The sequence below is a fragment of the Rhodoferax aquaticus genome, assembly GCF_006974105.1.
Taxonomy (GTDB): domain Bacteria; phylum Pseudomonadota; class Gammaproteobacteria; order Burkholderiales; family Burkholderiaceae_C; genus Allorhodoferax; species Allorhodoferax aquaticus_A.
Genome location: NZ_CP036282.1, coordinates 1,407,962 through 1,423,875, shown reverse-complemented (window position 1 = coordinate 1,423,875; position 15,914 = coordinate 1,407,962). Strand labels below are relative to the sequence as shown.

Annotated in this window: 16 protein-coding genes, 3 tRNA genes and 1 pseudogene; 10 read left to right on the top strand and 10 right to left on the bottom strand. The window is 55.5% G+C overall.

Annotated elements, in window-relative coordinates; translation table 11 throughout:
- The first annotated feature begins 26 nt into the window (after window positions 1–26).
- The 3 genes and pseudogenes from EXZ61_RS06700 (at window position 27) to EXZ61_RS22485 (ending at window position 1,538) form a co-directional block, all read left to right on the top strand.
- Window positions 27–527 (top strand): methylated-DNA--[protein]-cysteine S-methyltransferase, encoded by a 501-nt coding sequence (locus EXZ61_RS06700; protein WP_142810256.1) that lies wholly within the window; start codon window positions 27–29, stop codon window positions 525–527.
- Window positions 528–620: 93 nt separating this feature from the next.
- A pseudogene (locus tag EXZ61_RS22490) lies at window positions 621–983 on the top strand (EamA family transporter); the annotation flags it as partial.
- 69 nt (window positions 984–1,052) lie between these two features.
- The gene (locus EXZ61_RS22485; RefSeq protein ID WP_342590578.1) at window positions 1,053–1,538 is read left to right on the top strand and encodes a DMT family transporter; all 486 of its coding nucleotides are present in this window, start codon (window positions 1,053–1,055) and stop codon (window positions 1,536–1,538) included.
- A 133-nt stretch (window positions 1,539–1,671) separates the two neighbouring features.
- Here the strand turns inward: EXZ61_RS22485 and EXZ61_RS06690 are convergent.
- From EXZ61_RS06690 to folC, 9 genes are all read right to left on the bottom strand, one after another.
- A tRNA-Asp gene (locus EXZ61_RS06690) sits at window positions 1,672–1,748 on the bottom strand.
- 89 nt (window positions 1,749–1,837) lie between these two features.
- Window positions 1,838–1,913, bottom strand: a tRNA-Glu gene (locus EXZ61_RS06685).
- Window positions 1,914–1,943: 30 nt separating this feature from the next.
- Window positions 1,944–2,019: transfer RNA gene (locus tag EXZ61_RS06680), tRNA-Ala, on the bottom strand.
- 65 nt (window positions 2,020–2,084) lie between these two features.
- The gene (gene gltX, locus EXZ61_RS06675; protein WP_142810251.1) at window positions 2,085–3,488 is read right to left on the bottom strand and encodes a glutamate--tRNA ligase; all 1,404 of its coding nucleotides are present in this window, start codon (window positions 3,486–3,488) and stop codon (window positions 2,085–2,087) included.
- A 1-nt stretch (window position 3,489) separates the two neighbouring features.
- The gene (locus EXZ61_RS06670; protein ID WP_142810249.1) at window positions 3,490–4,713 is read right to left on the bottom strand and encodes an O-succinylhomoserine sulfhydrylase; all 1,224 of its coding nucleotides are present in this window, start codon (window positions 4,711–4,713) and stop codon (window positions 3,490–3,492) included.
- A gap of 13 nt (window positions 4,714–4,726) precedes the next feature.
- Window positions 4,727–6,226: an amidophosphoribosyltransferase gene (gene purF, locus EXZ61_RS06665; RefSeq protein WP_142810247.1), complete on the bottom strand. Its 1,500-nt coding sequence runs from the start codon at window positions 6,224–6,226 to the stop codon at window positions 4,727–4,729.
- Between the two features lie 14 nt (window positions 6,227–6,240).
- On the bottom strand, window positions 6,241–6,726 hold the full coding sequence (locus tag EXZ61_RS06660; RefSeq protein ID WP_142810245.1) for a CvpA family protein: 486 nt from the start codon (window positions 6,724–6,726) through the stop codon (window positions 6,241–6,243).
- A 12-nt stretch (window positions 6,727–6,738) separates the two neighbouring features.
- Window positions 6,739–7,500 (bottom strand): SPOR domain-containing protein, encoded by a 762-nt coding sequence (locus EXZ61_RS06655; protein WP_142810242.1) that lies wholly within the window; start codon window positions 7,498–7,500, stop codon window positions 6,739–6,741.
- An 11-nt stretch (window positions 7,501–7,511) separates the two neighbouring features.
- The gene (gene folC / locus EXZ61_RS06650) at window positions 7,512–8,825 is read right to left on the bottom strand and encodes a bifunctional tetrahydrofolate synthase/dihydrofolate synthase (RefSeq protein WP_142810240.1); all 1,314 of its coding nucleotides are present in this window, start codon (window positions 8,823–8,825) and stop codon (window positions 7,512–7,514) included.
- Window positions 8,826–8,901: 76 nt separating this feature from the next.
- On the opposite strand from folC, the gene EXZ61_RS06645 reads away from it, so the two are divergent.
- The 5 genes from EXZ61_RS06645 (at window position 8,902) to EXZ61_RS06625 (ending at window position 13,556) form a co-directional block, all read left to right on the top strand.
- On the top strand, window positions 8,902–9,276 hold the full coding sequence (locus EXZ61_RS06645; RefSeq protein ID WP_142810238.1) for an ArsC family reductase: 375 nt from the start codon (window positions 8,902–8,904) through the stop codon (window positions 9,274–9,276).
- 75 nt (window positions 9,277–9,351) lie between these two features.
- On the top strand, window positions 9,352–9,669 hold the full coding sequence (gene ppnP / locus EXZ61_RS06640) for a pyrimidine/purine nucleoside phosphorylase (RefSeq protein ID WP_142810236.1): 318 nt from the start codon (window positions 9,352–9,354) through the stop codon (window positions 9,667–9,669).
- A 70-nt stretch (window positions 9,670–9,739) separates the two neighbouring features.
- The gene (gene argG, locus EXZ61_RS06635; RefSeq protein WP_142810234.1) at window positions 9,740–11,077 is read left to right on the top strand and encodes an argininosuccinate synthase; all 1,338 of its coding nucleotides are present in this window, start codon (window positions 9,740–9,742) and stop codon (window positions 11,075–11,077) included.
- Between the two features lie 55 nt (window positions 11,078–11,132).
- The gene (locus tag EXZ61_RS06630) at window positions 11,133–11,645 is read left to right on the top strand and encodes a putative pterin-binding protein (protein WP_237219112.1); all 513 of its coding nucleotides are present in this window, start codon (window positions 11,133–11,135) and stop codon (window positions 11,643–11,645) included.
- A 6-nt stretch (window positions 11,646–11,651) separates the two neighbouring features.
- Window positions 11,652–13,556, top strand: a complete 1,905-nt coding sequence (locus EXZ61_RS06625) for an ATP-binding protein (protein ID WP_142810232.1) — start codon at window positions 11,652–11,654, stop codon at window positions 13,554–13,556.
- Window positions 13,557–13,564: 8 nt separating this feature from the next.
- Here EXZ61_RS06625 and murB read toward each other — a convergent pair whose 3' ends face one another.
- Window positions 13,565–14,632, bottom strand: a complete 1,068-nt coding sequence (gene murB, locus EXZ61_RS06620; protein WP_142810230.1) for a UDP-N-acetylmuramate dehydrogenase — start codon at window positions 14,630–14,632, stop codon at window positions 13,565–13,567.
- Between the two features lie 127 nt (window positions 14,633–14,759).
- On the opposite strand from murB, the gene EXZ61_RS06615 reads away from it, so the two are divergent.
- Together EXZ61_RS06615 and EXZ61_RS06610 are read left to right on the top strand one after the other, a co-directional pair.
- Complete coding sequence (locus tag EXZ61_RS06615) at window positions 14,760–15,245, top strand: YajQ family cyclic di-GMP-binding protein (protein WP_142810228.1); 486 nt, start codon at window positions 14,760–14,762, stop codon at window positions 15,243–15,245.
- Window positions 15,245–15,904, top strand: coding sequence for a retropepsin-like aspartic protease family protein (locus EXZ61_RS06610; protein WP_237219111.1), 660 nt, complete (start codon window positions 15,245–15,247; stop codon window positions 15,902–15,904). Before EXZ61_RS06615 ends, EXZ61_RS06610 begins: the two co-directional genes overlap by 1 nt.
- Window positions 15,905–15,914 lie beyond the last annotated feature (10 nt).

The window sequence follows — 15,914 nt, the reverse complement described above, 5'->3', positions numbered from 1 at the left end:
TCTACAAGTACTTTCGAGACAATACGATGAAGCACTCTCCCAACACCCTACGTAGCCGGTACCACAGCCGCCTGGGCTCGATGACATTGGCTGCATCAAATAGCCAATTGGTGGGTGTTTGGTTTGACGGACAAAAACACCAACCTGACCCCGGTGCTTGGCCGACATCGAGCAGCGATCCGATTTTGCAAGCGTGTGCCGAGCAACTGGATGAGTACTTTGGGGGAGCGAGGTCAAGATTTGATCTGCCACTTCAACTAGATCTCGGTACAGCGTTTCAGCAGCAAGTGTGGCGCGCACTGTTATCCATTCCTTCTGGTACGACCGTGAGTTACAGGAAGTTAAGCCAAGGCATTGGCAAGCCTTTGGCCGTTCGAGCTGTGGCCTCCGCAGTCGGCCGAAATCCATTCAGCATTTTGGTGCCGTGCCATAGGGTGCTTGGCAGCGACGGGAGCCTCACCGGCTATGCGGGTGGTCTAGACCGTAAGCGCGAACTCTTACTGCACGAAGACGCCTTGAAGCAGTAACTATCCAGAAACGGACACCCCACAGGTGGCTATGCGTCACCAATAGCTAGGAACTCAGCACCTGCGCAAACCGTGAAATGAACTACAACTACGATGCCCAACACCTCCCAAACTAAGCAATGGATTCTGGACTTTGTCCTGCTTGCCGCTATTTGGGGCTCGTCGTTCATGTTCATGCACATCGCCGCTATCGAATTTGGAGCATTACCCGCTGCAGGAGTGCGCGTTAGCGTGGGTGCTATCTTCCTAGCACCCATATTGCTCGCACGAGGCCAAGGCAGAAACCTGCTATCCCATTGGAGACAAACGTTTGCCATCGGCGTCGTGAATTCAGCAATTCCTTTTGCCTGCTTCACCTATGCATCGCTGTCAATCTCAACAGGGTTGTCGTCCTTGTTGAACGCGACCGTCCCGCTCTTTGGTGCGATTGTGGCCTGGCTCTGGCTAAAAGATAGGCCCAATGGAACGCGCATAGTGGGCTTACTGATTGGTTTTTGCGGAGTAGCGCTGCTAGCATGGGACAAAGTGAGTTTTCAACCGAATGCCTCTGGTCACTCCAGCGCCTTGGCGGTGCTTGCCTGCTTGGTGGCCTGCATTTGCTATGGGCTAGCCGCCAGCGCCAGCAAGGTTTACCTCAATGGGGTTCCATCCTTGGTATCAGCCACGGGTAGTCAGTTTGGCGCAGCCCTTTTGCTGTTACCCATCTCTATCTACCTGTGGCCAGAGCAAGCAGTTAGCGCTCGCGCTTGGTTGGCGGCGGTCGCACTCGGTGTGCTGTGCTCAGGACTTGCCTACATGTTGTATTTTCGAATTATTGAGCGGGCAGGCCCAGCACGGGCGCTATCAGTCACATTTGCCATTCCTGTCTTCGCCATCCTGTATGGAGTAACCCTGCTGGGTGAAACCCTCACCTCCCAAATGGCACTATCCGGGATCGTGATTGTGGTGGGAACAGCACTATCGACTGGCTTGTTAAACAGACAAACAAGCACCGCGCAAGCTAAAGACTAATGGAAACGAAACGCCCCCCGCACTGCAGGAAGTTGTGAAATAGAACGTCGGACATGCTTGTCCCAAGTGCCGGACCAAAGCAGAAAAAGAAAAAGCCGCTACAAACTTACGTCTGTAGCGGCTTTACCTAATTTGGCGGAGTGGACGGGACTCGAACCCGCGACCCCCGGCGTGACAGGCCGGTATTCTAACCAACTGAACTACCACTCCTGGTAGTGGCAACATTTACTCTTTCGAGCCAAGTCGCTGATTTTACTCAGCTGTTACCAACTTGCACCTCGTATGCTTTTCAGCAAACTTGGCGACCCCACGGGGATTCGAACCCCGGTACTCACCGTGAAAGGGTGATGTCCTAGGCCTCTAGACGATGGGGTCAAAACCTTGGACTAATCCGTTTGAAAACGTTGGTGGAGATAAGCAGGATCGAACTGCTGACCTCTTGCATGCCATGCAAGCGCTCTCCCAGCTGAGCTATACCCCCTTAACTTAGCAAGTTGTTTTTAATAACATGCTGCGTTTCCAAGACTCAAATTATAGCGTCAAAAATCAGACTTTGGCAAATCTTTCAAAAACTTTTTCACGATCGAACAATTCAAGCACGGCATCCAAGGATGGAGTCTGTGCGGTACCCAACAACAACACGCGTACAGGCATTGCCAGCTGAGGCATCTTCAAGCCGTGGGCAGCCAGTACTTCCTTAATAGTGGCGTTGATGCTGGCTTTGTCCCACGCACAAGTTTTGAGCTTCTCACCCAATAGCGCCAACGCAGGTTTGACCGCGTCTGTGACATGCAACGCAATATCGTCCGCGCTAGGCGAAACATCTGCGTAGAACCGTGCCACCCAATCCGCCAACGCCACCGTCGTGTCGCAACGGTCTTTGAGCAAATCACACAGGCGCGCCAAGCGCCCGTCAGATTCGATTCCTTTTTGCTGCAAGTGCGCGTTGACCAAAGGCGCTAGCGTTGCGCCATCAAGCGCTTTCAAATGCTGGGCATTGACCCAACGCAGCTTGGCTTCATCGAACTGGGCGGCACTACGTCCGAGGTGGTCTAAATTGAACCACTCCAGAAATTGGGCGCGGCTAAAAATCTCGTCATCGCCGTGGCTCCAGCCCAAGCGTGCCAAGTAATTCACCATGGCGTCGGGCAAGTAGCCTTCTGCTGCGTAGGCGGTGACAGGTTTAGCGCCATTGCGTTTGCTCATCTTCTCGCCTTGCTCATTCAAGACGGTAGGCAAGTGGGCGTACACCGGAGGTGTTTTGCCCAAGGCATAGAAGATGTTGATTTGACGCGGGGTGTTGTTGACATGGTCATCCCCGCGAATGACGTGAGTGATCTCCATATCCATGTCGTCGACCACCACGCAGAAATTGTAGGTGGGCGTACCTACCAACTCACCTGCAGGTGCTGGGCGTGCAATCACCAAATCATCTAACTCATCGTTGCTGATTTCTACGCGGCCTTTGACTTTGTCTTCCCACACCACAGAACCAGTCGGTGGATTCTTGAAGCGCAACACAGGTTGCACGCCTTCGGGTACAGGTGGCAAAGTCTTGCCGGGTTCGGGGCGCCAAGTGCCGTCATAGCGTGGCTTTTCTTTGGCGGCCATTTGGCGCTCGCGTAGAGCGTCTAGGTCGGCAACACTCATATAGCAGGGGTAAACCAAGCCTTTGGTCAGCATGTCAGCCAATACTTCCTTGTAGCGCTCCATGCGCTGCATTTGGTAGAACGGGCCTTCGTCGTGGCTTAAACCAAGCCAAGCCATGCCTTCAATGATGACGTCTACCGCCGCCTGAGAGGAACGCTCCACATCGGTATCTTCAATACGAAGAATGAAGTCGCCACCTGTCGCGCGGGCGAACGCCCATGGGTACAAAGCCGATCGGATGTTGCCAAGGTGAATAAAACCTGTTGGCGATGGTGCAAAGCGGGTACGAGTTTTTGTCATGTCAAAGTGTGTTGAGTCCGCGCGACAGGTCCGCGCTAATGTCGTGAATGTTTTCTAGGCCTACCGAGACGCGGATTAAGCCTTGACTAATTCCAGCGGCTAGGCGTTGGTCCTCACTTAGGCGTCCGTGCGAGGTGCTTGCTGGGTGAGAAAGCAAGGTCTTGGTGTCACCCAGGTTTGTGCACAGCGAGAGCAATTGCATGCTATCGAGCACATGAAAAGCGCGCTTACGCGCTTGTTCGGGGTCGCTCGCGCGCACCTCAAATGAGAGCACGGAACCGCCACAGCCGCCTTGCTGGCGCATGGCCAAAGCGTGCTGAGGATGGGATGCCAAGCCCGGATAAAACACCCGAGCCACCTGGGGTTGCGCCTCCAGCCATTTGGCGAGCGCAAGTGCATTCTCTGACTGGGCCTTAACCCGCAGCGCCAAAGTTTCCATCCCTTTAAGAATGACCCATGCATTGAACGGAGCCAACACCATGCCCGCTGTCCGCAGGATCGGCAAGAACACTTCGTCACGGTGCTTTTGGGTGCAACAAATCGCACCCGCCATTACGCGCCCTTGCCCATCCAAAAACTTGGTGCCGGAATGGATGATGAAGTCAGCGCCTAACTCCACAGGCCGTTGCAATACGGGTGTGGCAAAACAGTTGTCAACGGCTAAGAAAGCCCCTGCCCCATGGGCAATATCCGCCAGCGCCTGGATATCGCAGACTTCGGTCAAGGGGTTCGTAGGTGTTTCGGCAAACAGTAACTTGGTATTGGGCTGTACGGCAGCCTTCCAGGCGGCCACATCGGTTTGAGCCACAAACGTGGTTTCAACACCAAACTTCGCAAACTCACGGCTAAACAATGGGATGACCGAACCAAACACCGACCGTGAACACACCACATGGTCACCGGCACGCAAAAGCCCCATGCCCAATAACAAAATGGCGGCCATGCCGGTAGAAGTGGCAACCGCTGCTTGTGTACCTTCCAGCGCGGCGAGTCGCATCTCCATACTCGACACCGTAGGGTTGCCAACGCGTGAGTAGGTGAATCCCTCTTCTTCCATCGCGAACCGCGCAGCGGAAGACGCTGCACTGCTCTGCACATAGCCACTGGTCAAAAACAGTGCTTCAGAGTTCTCGCCGTATTGGCTAGGCTCCATAGCGAGACGCACAGCCAACGTGTCTCGGTGCAGGGTGCGAGCCTCTTCCGGCTTTAAGTTTTCAATCGTCATTGAGATGTGTCCATTAATCTGCGCTATTTGGCAAGGCTAGGCGCGAGCGGTCTTCTTGGCTCTCGTCGCCACCTACCCGGCTTGCGCTGAGTCGAGCGATGTCGTCAGCGGTAATGTCACCGGTGACATACACCCCATCAAAACAAGAGGCGTCGAATCCGGCAATCTTGGCATTGAGCGTACCTATGGCTTTTTTCATGCCATCCACGTCTTGGTAAATCAAGGCATCACAGCCAATGATTTCGCGAATCTGCTCCACGGTCCGGTTATGCGCAACCAGTTCATCACTGGTCGGCATATCAATGCCATACACGTTAGGGTAGCGAACAGGAGGTGCGGCGCTCGCGAGATAGACCTTGCGGGCTCCTGCATCACGGGCCATTTGCACAATTTCGCGGCTCGTGGTGCCGCGCACAATGGAATCATCGACCAACAACACATTGCGGCCCTTGAATTCGCTGGCAATGACGTTGAGCTTTTGGCGCACAGACTTTTTGCGTACCGCTTGACCAGGCATGATGAAGGTTCGACCTACGTAGCGGTTTTTCACAAAGCCTTCACGGTAGGGCAAGCCCAGCAACTGGGCAAGTTGCGCAGCACTCGGACGGCTGGACTCTGGAATGGGGATCACCACATCGATTTCGTTGGGTGGCACGGTCGAGATCACGCGCTTGGCCAAAGACTCGCCCAAGTTCAAACGCGCTTGGTAGACAGAGATGCCATCCATTACCGAGTCAGGACGCGCCAAGTACACGTACTCGAAAATGCACGGATTCAGCTTTGGCGCTTGGGCGCACTGATGCGAATGCACGTGCCCTTCCAAGTCAATGAACACTGCCTCACCAGGCTCGATATTGCGTTCAAACTGATGCGACGTACCTTCCAGTGCGACAGACTCGCTGGCCAACACTACGCTCTCTTCGTTGCGGCCCATGCACAGTGGGCGAATGCCAAAGGGATCACGAAACGCCAGCATGCCGTGCCCGGCAATCAAGGCAATCACAGCGTAAGAGCCCTTGACGCGTTTATGAACATTGCCCACCGCCGCAAACAAGTCAGCGGCCTGCAAAGGTAAGCCACGCGTGGTTTTTTCGATTTCGTGGGCGAGCACGTTGAGCAAAACCTCGGAATCACTCTCGGTGTTGATGTGGCGATGGTCGGCGGAGAACAACTCACTCTTCAGCGCCTTGGCATTGGTCAAGTTTCCGTTATGCACCAAGACAATGCCAAACGGTGCATTCACGTAGAAGGGTTGTGCCTCTTCTTCGCTAAAGGCATTGCCAGCCGTGGGATAACGCACTTGCCCCAAGCCGCAGTTGCCAGGCAAGGAGCGCATATCGCGCGTGCGAAACACATCTTTCACCATGCCCTTGGCCTTGTGCATGAAGAACTTGCGTTCTTGCTGCGTCACGATGCCGGAAGCGTCTTGGCCGCGATGCTGCAACAAAAGCAAAGCGTCGTAGATCAGCTGGTTGACGGGGGTTTTACTAACTACACCAACGATTCCACACATAAGTTTTCACCCATTCAAGGTAAGTATTTTCCAAAATCTTCTGGCAGTACTGGCTTTAGTACGGACAGCACAGTCTGCGCCACCCTCGGGCCCAAGGCTTCTTGCCACCACTGCCCACTTTTCAAAGGCGTCATACCGACCACCACGGTAACCGCCAGTAACAAGACGACCCCGCGCACCAAGCCAAAACCTGCGCCTAACAAGCGGTCTGCAGGCCGTAAACCGATAGCTGACACCAGTTTCTTAATCAAAAAAGCGAGAAAACTGCCCACAAATATAGAGACCACAAACACAAGCACAAAGCCAGCGGCATAGCGCACCGGCTCAGCCGCGCCGGAAAGTGGTAACCATGTTGCTGCAAGCGGGGCAAACCATTGCGCCAAGACAAAAGCAGCAAGCCAGCTGAGCACCGAAAGAACTTCATAAACCAGCCCACGCCAAGCCCCGACCAGCATGGAGCCGCACAGAATCCCAACAAACACCCAATCTAAGGTTGGCATCCCACGCGGCCCTTACAGCTCCAAAACAGAAGCAGGCAGATCCAGCTTCTTGATCTTTTCCGCTGCTTTTTCAGCCTCCGCTTTGGACTCGAACGGGCCCACACGCACACGAATCCGCTTGCCTTCCTTAGGTTCTACCACTTGGGTATAGGTCTTGAGGCCCGCTTTCTCAAGCTTCACGCGGGCCTCGCGGGCCTTGAGCACATCAGAGTACGCGCCGACTTGCACCACGAACCGACCTAGCACATCCTCGGTCTTCTTCTCAGGTTCTTTACCCTCTAGCAGGGCACGGGCTTTAGCGCCGTCGTCCACCCGAGGTAAGCCAGCATCTGCTGGTTTACTGGCGGGGGCAGCTGCGGGGGCCGTTGGTTTGGGGTCCACGGGGGGCGCAGATGGCTTGGTATCAGCGACAACTGGCGTTTTTTCTGGCGGCTTCTCACTGGGTTTGTCGGTCGCCTTGCTTGCCGGCACAACCGGAGCAGCGGTAACCACTGTTTCCACGCTGCCTGAGCTGACAGGTGTGGCTGCCGCCGGAGGGGTCACCGCGAGCGGCTTTACCTTGGCCTTGTCAGGAATTTCGATCGGAATATCCACCGCCATGGGACGCGGTTGGTTGTCAAACAGCAGAGGAAAACCCAAGACCCCAGCCAGCACGAGCACGGCGGCTCCAATCAAACGGTGCCGAGCCCGCTTGCGCATGGCCTCTACGCTTTCAGTCGTGGGAGGGGGGGACGCTTGCTCATCGCCACCATTGCGAAACTTAAAAAAGGCCATGACTGGGTGACTCAGGAGTTCAGATGTTTTGCGTGCAGCCGGGGGATGCCCTCTTGCAAAACACCTCCAACGGTGTAGAAGGACCCGAAAACGACGATTCTATCAGTGGGGTCTGCCGCGGCAATGGCGGCCTGCAATGCTGCCGCCGGGCTCTCGAAACATGCACCACTGGCGTCTTTACGGGTGTTTTGTGCCTGCCACTGGGCCATCAAGCTTTGCGCCGTGGCGGCTCGGCCCGTGGGCAAGTCGGTAAAGTACCAGCGGTCTATCAGTGGATTGACCTTGGCCAACATGGGCGCCAAGTCTTTATCGGCCATGGCGCCAAACACGGCGTGCGTGGTGGGAAAGTAGCCCATGGCATCTAAATTGGCAGCCAAGGCGGCCACGGAATGGGGGTTGTGCGCCACATCCAGCACCAAAGTGGGCTGCCCAGGGATGATCTGAAAGCGCCCAGGCAGCTCTACAAAGGCAAAACCGCTGCGCACGGCTTGCGCTGTGATCGGCAAACGCTCCCGTACAGCAGCTAAGGCTGCCAGCACTCCTGCCGCATTGACTAGCTGGTTGGCTCCTCGCAGTGCCGGATAGGCGAGACCACTGTATCTGCGCCCTCTTCCTGCCCAGCCCCATTGCTGCTTGTCCCCAGACACATTGAAGTCGCGCCCCACGCGCCAGAGATCAGCGCCAATTTCCAACGCATGGTCCAGCACGCTCTGTGGAGGTAGCGGATCGCTCACGACCACCGGGCGGCCCGTGCGCATGATGCCGGCTTTCTCGCGGCCGATGGATTCACGGTCAGGGCCCAGCAACTCCATGTGGTCCAAGTCGATGCTGGTGATCACTGCGCAATCGGCGTCAATAATGTTGACCGCGTCCAACCGCCCGCCTAAGCCCACTTCCAAAATGGCCACGTCCAACTTGCTATGGCGCATCGTCTCCAAAATCGCCAAGGTGGTGAATTCAAAGTAGGTCAGCGATATTTCAAGGCCATTTTGGCACCTGGCGCTCTCCACGCTTGCAAAGCCCGCTATCAAATCAGTAGCGTTTACTGCCTGACCTAGCAAGCGCAAGCGCTCTTCAAAGTGCACCAAGTGCGGCGAGGTGAACACCCCAGTGCGGTATCCCGCTTGCCCCAAGATGGATTCCAACATGGCACAGGTGGAACCTTTGCCATTGGTCCCTGCCACGGTGATCACCGGGCAATCAAAGCGCAGCTGCATGCGCTGCGCTACGGCGCGTATCCGGTCCAAGCCCATGTCGATGGTGGTGGGATGCAAATGCTCGCAGTGCGCGAGCCACTCGTTCAATGTGGAGGGTTGGGTTTTCATACTGGGCGCCATTGTCGCGCACCTTGCGACTGGGGCGTTTTGTCGGCATTCGACCCAGTGCTGGCATGATTACGCCATGACTTCTTCCTCTAGCACCTCACCCGCACGCGTGTTTGGCATCCCGAACTGCGACACCGTCAAAAAAGCCCGCACTTGGCTGACCGACCACGGCATCGCCTATGAGTTTCATGATTTCAAGAAACTAGGCGTCCCAGCACCTGAATTGGAACAGTGGCTTGCCGCTGTGGGATGGGAAAAGCTGCTCAACCGCCAAGGTACCACGTGGCGCAAGCTAGATGCCGGCGTGCAAGCCAGCGTGGTAGATGCCCAAACCGCCGCCGCGGTGATGGTGTCCACCCCCAGCGTTATCAAGCGCCCGGTGGTTATGTGGGCTGACCGCTCTATTACCGTGGGATTTAAGCCAGAAAGCTTCGCATTGCAGCTGCCCTAAAATCAATGGCCGCGCCATGACACCCATTCGCGCGACGCCTTTTTTGTTCAACCTTACTTCGCACTTGCACCACCCATGAGCACTACCCACATTGACGGCGTGACCGTCGCCACCCAAGCCAACGTGTATTTCGACGGAAAGTGCGTGAGCCACGGAATCACCTTTCCCGATGGCACCAAAAAATCGGTGGGTGTGGTGTTGCCAGCGACCTTGACATTCAACACGGGCGCCCCCGAAATCATGGAATGCGTGGCAGGAAGCTGCGAGTACAAACTAGATGGCAGCGACACATGGGAGCGTTCCGCAGCAGGACACCGCTTTAGCGTGCCCGGCCAATCCAAGTTTGACATCCGCGTGACCGAGGCGTACCACTACATCTGCCATTTCGGCTGATCTTCAGCCCAGCCAGCACGGACCGCAGCAGCTTTGCTGACTCAACCAACCCACTAAACCAAAGACTTCCATGAGCACCATTCTTCAGCATTTACCAAAAGGCCAAAAAGTAGGAATTGCCTTCTCCGGCGGCCTGGACACCAGCGCTGCATTGCACTGGATGAAGCTCAAGGGCGCGTTGCCCTATGCGTACACCGCCAACTTGGGCCAGCCCGATGAAGCGGACTATGATGAAATTCCCCGCAAAGCGATGCAATACGGTGCCGAGAAAGCCCGTTTGATCGATTGCCGCAGCCAATTGGCCGCAGAAGGCATCGCCGCACTGCAAAGTGGTGCGTTTCACATCTCAACCGGCGGTGCGACTTACTTCAACACCACGCCGCTGGGCCGTGCTGTGACGGGCACCATGCTGGTCGCAGCCATGAAGGAAGACGATGTCAACATCTGGGGCGATGGCAGCACCTTCAAAGGCAACGACATCGAGCGCTTTTACCGCTACGGCTTGTTGACCAACCCCGCGCTCAAGATCTACAAACCCTGGCTAGATCAGTTGTTCATCGACGAACTGGGTGGCCGCGCAGAAATGTCTGCGTTCATGACCCAAGCAGGCTTTGGTTACAAGATGTCCGCTGAAAAAGCGTACTCCACCGACTCCAATATGTTGGGAGCCACCCATGAAGCCAAAGACTTGGAACACCTCAACAGCGGCATCAAAATCGTAAACCCGATCATGGGTGTGGCATTTTGGAAAGACGAAGTCCAGGTCAAGGCAGAAGAAGTCACGGTTCGCTTTGAAGAAGGCCGCCCGGTGGCGCTCAATGGCGTCGAATACCCCGACTTGGTTAGCCTGATTTTGGAAGCCAACCGCATTGGAGGACGCCACGGCTTGGGCATGAGCGACCAGATTGAAAACCGCATCATCGAAGCTAAAAGCCGAGGCATCTACGAAGCTCCAGGCTTGGCACTGCTGTTTATTGCCTACGAGCGCTTGGTCACTGGCATTCACAACGAAGACACAATCGAACAATACCGAGACAACGGCCGCAAACTTGGCCGCTTGTTGTACCAAGGCCGTTGGTTCGATCCGCAAGCCCTCATGCTGCGTGAAACCGCGCAGCGCTGGGTGGCCAGTGCGATTACGGGCGAAGTGACCTTGGAGCTGCGCCGCGGCAATGACTACTCCTTGCTCAACACAGAAAGCCCCAACCTGACCTACGCTCCCGAGCGTTTGTCCATGGAAAAGGTGGAAGATGCGCCATTCAGCCCCTTGGACCGCATTGGCCAGCTGACCATGCGCAACCTAGACATCGTAGACACCCGCGCCAAACTGGGTGTCTACGCCAACACAGGTTTACTGGCAAACAGCATGGGCAGCGAGTTGCTCCGTCTGACTGCAAAAAAGCCTTGACTTCGCTCTAGCAATCGAGAAACTAGTCACTCCATCGTTACTTTGGGAGTGACTAGTGAAACATCTTTTTCGTCAGCTCATCCAAGCCAGTTTTGCCGCCGCCTTAGTCGGTGCAATGCTGCCTGCAGCAGCCCTACCGCCGGCCAAGGGAAAAGTCATTCTGACCATCTCCGGCAAAGTGGGAGAAAAAAATGCGGGCGCCAATGCCGAGTTCGACTTGGACATGTTGGAAAAACTCCCGCAACGCACGTACACCACCCAAACCCCTTGGGACAAGCAGCCCATCAAGTTCACAGGCCCATTGTTGCGTGACGTCTTGGCTGCTGCCAAGGCCAGTGGTACCACGCTCAAGGCAGCTGCTTTGAACGACTTTAAGACGGACATTCCCGTTCAAGACGCCACCAAATACGACATGTTGCTGGCCCACAAAATGAATGGGGAGCCCATCCCGGTGCGCACCAAAGGACCACTGTTTATTGTGTACCCCTACGACACAAAGCAAGAGCTTCAAAACAATACCTACTACGAGCGCTCGGCATGGCAACTTAAGTCGATTGACGTGCAGTAGCGGCGTATGTCGCCCCGCAAAGACAGCCGACGCTACTTGCTTTGGCTGTCGCTAGTCACTGCGGTGATGGCCTGTGCCATGGCAGCTCTCTTGGTGCTTCAAATTAACCAAGGTGCTGCTATTCGCAAAAGCCAGGCAGAACAGGTCGATGCCCTCTCCTATGTGGCTTTTCAGCTAGATCGTGAATACCTGCGCTTAAGGCACATGCTGGATGTTGCCGTCAATGGCAAAGCGGCACCGGATCTCGACAACTTGGTTTTGCGATATGACATTTTTGTGAGTCGCATTGCCTTGGTGCGCGACGGGCCTACCGGCGGCCTTATGCATGACCTGCCGATTTACGACAAGGCTATGGAGCAACTCAACAGCTTTGTGCGCTTAGCTGATCCCATTTTTGCGAAATCGCCGCTCCAAATCTCTGACTTACGTAGCCTGCAAGAGCCGCTCAATAGCATGGGCGTTGATGTCCAAGAGTTGGCTGCAAAAGCCAGCAACTTGGTATCCAACCAACTCACTGCGCAAAACGGAGCATTACTCGCACAAAGCAACAAGGTCATTGCACTGACTCTCGCCCAACTCATGATGCTGCTAGGAGCGGCGGCAGCCATCTTTGTGCGCCACAAGCGGCAAGAACAAGAACGCCTTGCACTGGAAAAGCTCACCCACGAGCTGCGCGAGGCAAACGTTTTGGCCGAGAGTGCTAACCGAAGTAAGAGTCAATTTCTGTCCAATATGAGCCACGAATTGCGCACGCCCTTCAATGGCATGTTGGGCATGTTAGGGCTGTTGGAAGAAACCCCTCTGTCTAGCCAACAGGCTGACTACATCAAAGTGGCGCAATCTTCGGGTGAGCATTTGCTGTCCGTGCTCAACGACATTTTGGATGTCTCCGCGCTGGAGGCTGGCAAGATGGCCATCAGCCCAGCGGCGGTGTGCTTGCCACAACTTCTGGACGAAGTCGACGCGCTGATGCAGACCCAAGCGCATGCAAAAAAGCTCCAATTCCACGTCACCCGCCCCGAATCTATGCCGCAGTGGGTCAATACTGACAGCAAGCGGGTCAAGCAGATTCTGTTCAATCTGATCAATAACGCGATCAAGTTCACGGAACGTGGTTCGATCACTTTAGCCGTCTCCAGTGCGCCAAGCACTAACCGGCCGGGGCAGTTCGACTTCTCATGCGCAGTAACAGATACCGGCATTGGCATGTCTGCGCAGGGCCTGAACAAGCTATTCCAACGCTTCCAGCAAATTGACGATAACGCCAATCGCAAGTACTCCGGCAGCGGCTTGGGCTTAGAGATATCACGCACCTTGGCCCGCAATATGGGGGGCGACATAACGGTAACAAGCACTGTTGGTCAAGGCTCCACGTTCACATTAACCTTGCCCCTAGTCTCCATCGCAGCACCTGCCACAGAACGACAGGCCCCCGCAGTACCAGCAGCCCAAAGTGCGCAGACCAAGCCGCCTGCCCCAGCTGCGGCCCTTACACCACCAGCCTCCTCCACTCTCGTCCAGACCCTAGATTCACAGCAACCACGCGTGTTGGTTGTGGAGGATCACCCAGTTAATCAAAAACTGATGGGGGCCTTGCTGAAGCGATTCAATTGCAACGCCACGTTTTGCGACGACGGACAGCAGTCGCTCGAAAAAATGGAGGGTGCGGACTTTGACCTGGTGCTCATGGACATCAACATGCCTGTGATGGATGGCTTGACCGCAACCCGCGGTATACGTGCCATGCCGAGCCCGAAGGGTCAGGTGCCAATCATCGTCATGACCGCAGATGTCATGAACGAGGCGCGCCAACAGTCATTAGACGCCGGCGCCACCGACTTTTTGTCAAAACCAGTCAATGCAGCGCTGTTTCGAGAGACCATGCAGAAGTACATCACGCTGCCTAACTAAGTGCTGCACTACAAAACCACTGGTTCTGGCTCCAACATAATGCCAAAGCGCTCATAGACACTGGTCTGTATCGACTTGGCTAGCGTCATGACTTCACCCCCAGTCGCACCACCACGATTCACCAGCACCAGCGCCTGCTTCTCATAGACGCCCGCTTGGCCCACCGACTTGCCGCGCCAACCACAGGAATCAATCAACCACCCTGCCGCGAGCTTGACCGATCCATCTGTCAACCGGTAGTGGACCACTTTCGGGTCGCGGGCAATGATGTCAGCGCACTGCTCTGCACTGACCGTTGGGTTTTTAAAGAAGCTCCCGGCATTGCCAATGCGCTTGGGATCAGGCAGCTTGGCTTGGCGCACCTCGCACACCCAGTCAAACAACTGCTGTGCGGTAGGTGCGTCGCAGCCGTGTTCCAGCATTTTCTTTTCAATATCTGCATAGCCCAGTACAGGCTTCCACACTTTGGGCAGAGCGAATCGAACGCGCAGTATCAAGGCTCTGTTTTTGAGTCCTAGCGCCAAATGCCCGGCGTTGGCTGGCGAGTTAGTGTCTATCGGCCCACCATGCTTAAATACTGAATCGCGGTAACCAAAAGCACACTGCGCTGCGTTCAGCGTAAAGACCTGACCCGTGTACAGATCCATGGCGTCCAAAGACTCAAAACGGTCTTGCAACTCGACGCCATAAGCCCCGACGTTTTGCACGGGCGCAGCGCCCACCGTACCCGGAATCAAGGCCATGTTCTCCAGCCCCGGATACCCTTGGGCCAAGGTCCACGCAACGAAATCGTGCCAGTTTTCACCGGCACCCGCTTCTACGATGAAATGCTTGGGGCTCTCATCTACCAACGCACGGCCTTTGATTTCGACCTTGAGCACTAGGGGCTTCACGTCACCGGTAAGCACAATATTGCTGCCACCGCCTAATACAAACAACCCACCCTCACCCCAGGCAGATGCAGCCATCAGCGCGATGACATCATCTTCGCTTGCGATACGTGCTAAAGCATGGGCTTTGGCGACTACGCCAAAGGAGTTAAAAGCTTGGAGGGGAACGTTTTTCTCGACTAACATGGCAGGATTGTCGCACTGACCAGACCTTAACTGATGGTGCGACGGCCATCTCGGTCGTGGCCTAGCCTCCTTCAAATGCCCTGCCTTGGACCGATACAAGGCGTGCAAGACAACCCAGTACTAAAAAATGCCTACTTTTGACACAGTTTGCGACCCCAACATGGTGGACGTGAAACATGGCGTAGAAAACACCGCCAAAGAAATTGCCAACCGCTTTGACTTCAAAGGCACACCGGCCTCCATCGAGCTCAAAGACAAAGAAATCACGCTGATCGGCAATGCAGACTTCCAGCTGACCCAGATTGAAGACGTGCTGCGTGCCAAGCTCACAAAGGCCAACGTGGACGTGCGCTTCCTAGACATTGGCGATGTGCAAAAGATCGGCGGTGACAAAGTCAAACGCATCATCAAAGTGCGCAGTGGCATTGAAGCTGAGTTGGCCAAAAAAATCCAACGCCACATCAAAGACAGCAAGCTCAAGGTGCAGGCGGCCATTAACGATGGCAAAGTGCGTGTCACAGGGGCCAAACGGGACGATCTGCAGGCGACTATGGCGCTGATTCGCAAAGAGATTCCCGACATGCCGCTGAGCTTCGACAACTTTCGCGACTAATGCGCATACCCCGCACTCTTGCCCATGGGTTTGCCTTGTGCCTTGTAGCGCTAGGCGCCAACGGGCACGCCCAAACGGTCGCGCTTGCAGGCATGCTGGGCTCTAAAGCCTTGCTCATCGTCGACGGCAGCCCCCCAAAAGGGGTGGCTGTGGGCGAAACGTTTCTGGGGGTCAAAGTGATCTCTACCGAAGGTGATCACGCCGTGGTAGAGATCGCTGGCAAGCGCCAAGCGATGCGGGTAGGCGATGCCCCTAGCAGCGTGGGCGGAAGCATCCCAAGCTCTGTGGGGGGTGCGCGGGTAGTGTTGAGCGCAAGCAGCGGCGGGCATTTCATGACGCAGGGCCAAATCAACGGCAAGGCCGCGCAATTCATGGTGGATACTGGGGCGACCGTCGTCTCCATCAGCCAGCGCGACGCTGAACGCATGGGCTTGAACTTTCGTAGCGGCCAAGTCGTACAAATGAGTACCGCCAACGGTGTGATTACAGGGTGGCGCATCAAGCTGACTTCAGTCCAAGTAGGGGATGTCGTGGTCTACGGTGTGGATGCCGTGGTGAATGCTGCGGAAATGCCCTTCGTCTTGCTTGGCAATAGTTTTCTAACTCGCTTTAATATGACCCGCACCAACGACAAAATGGTGCTCGAGAAGCAGTACTAACGTGCACTGT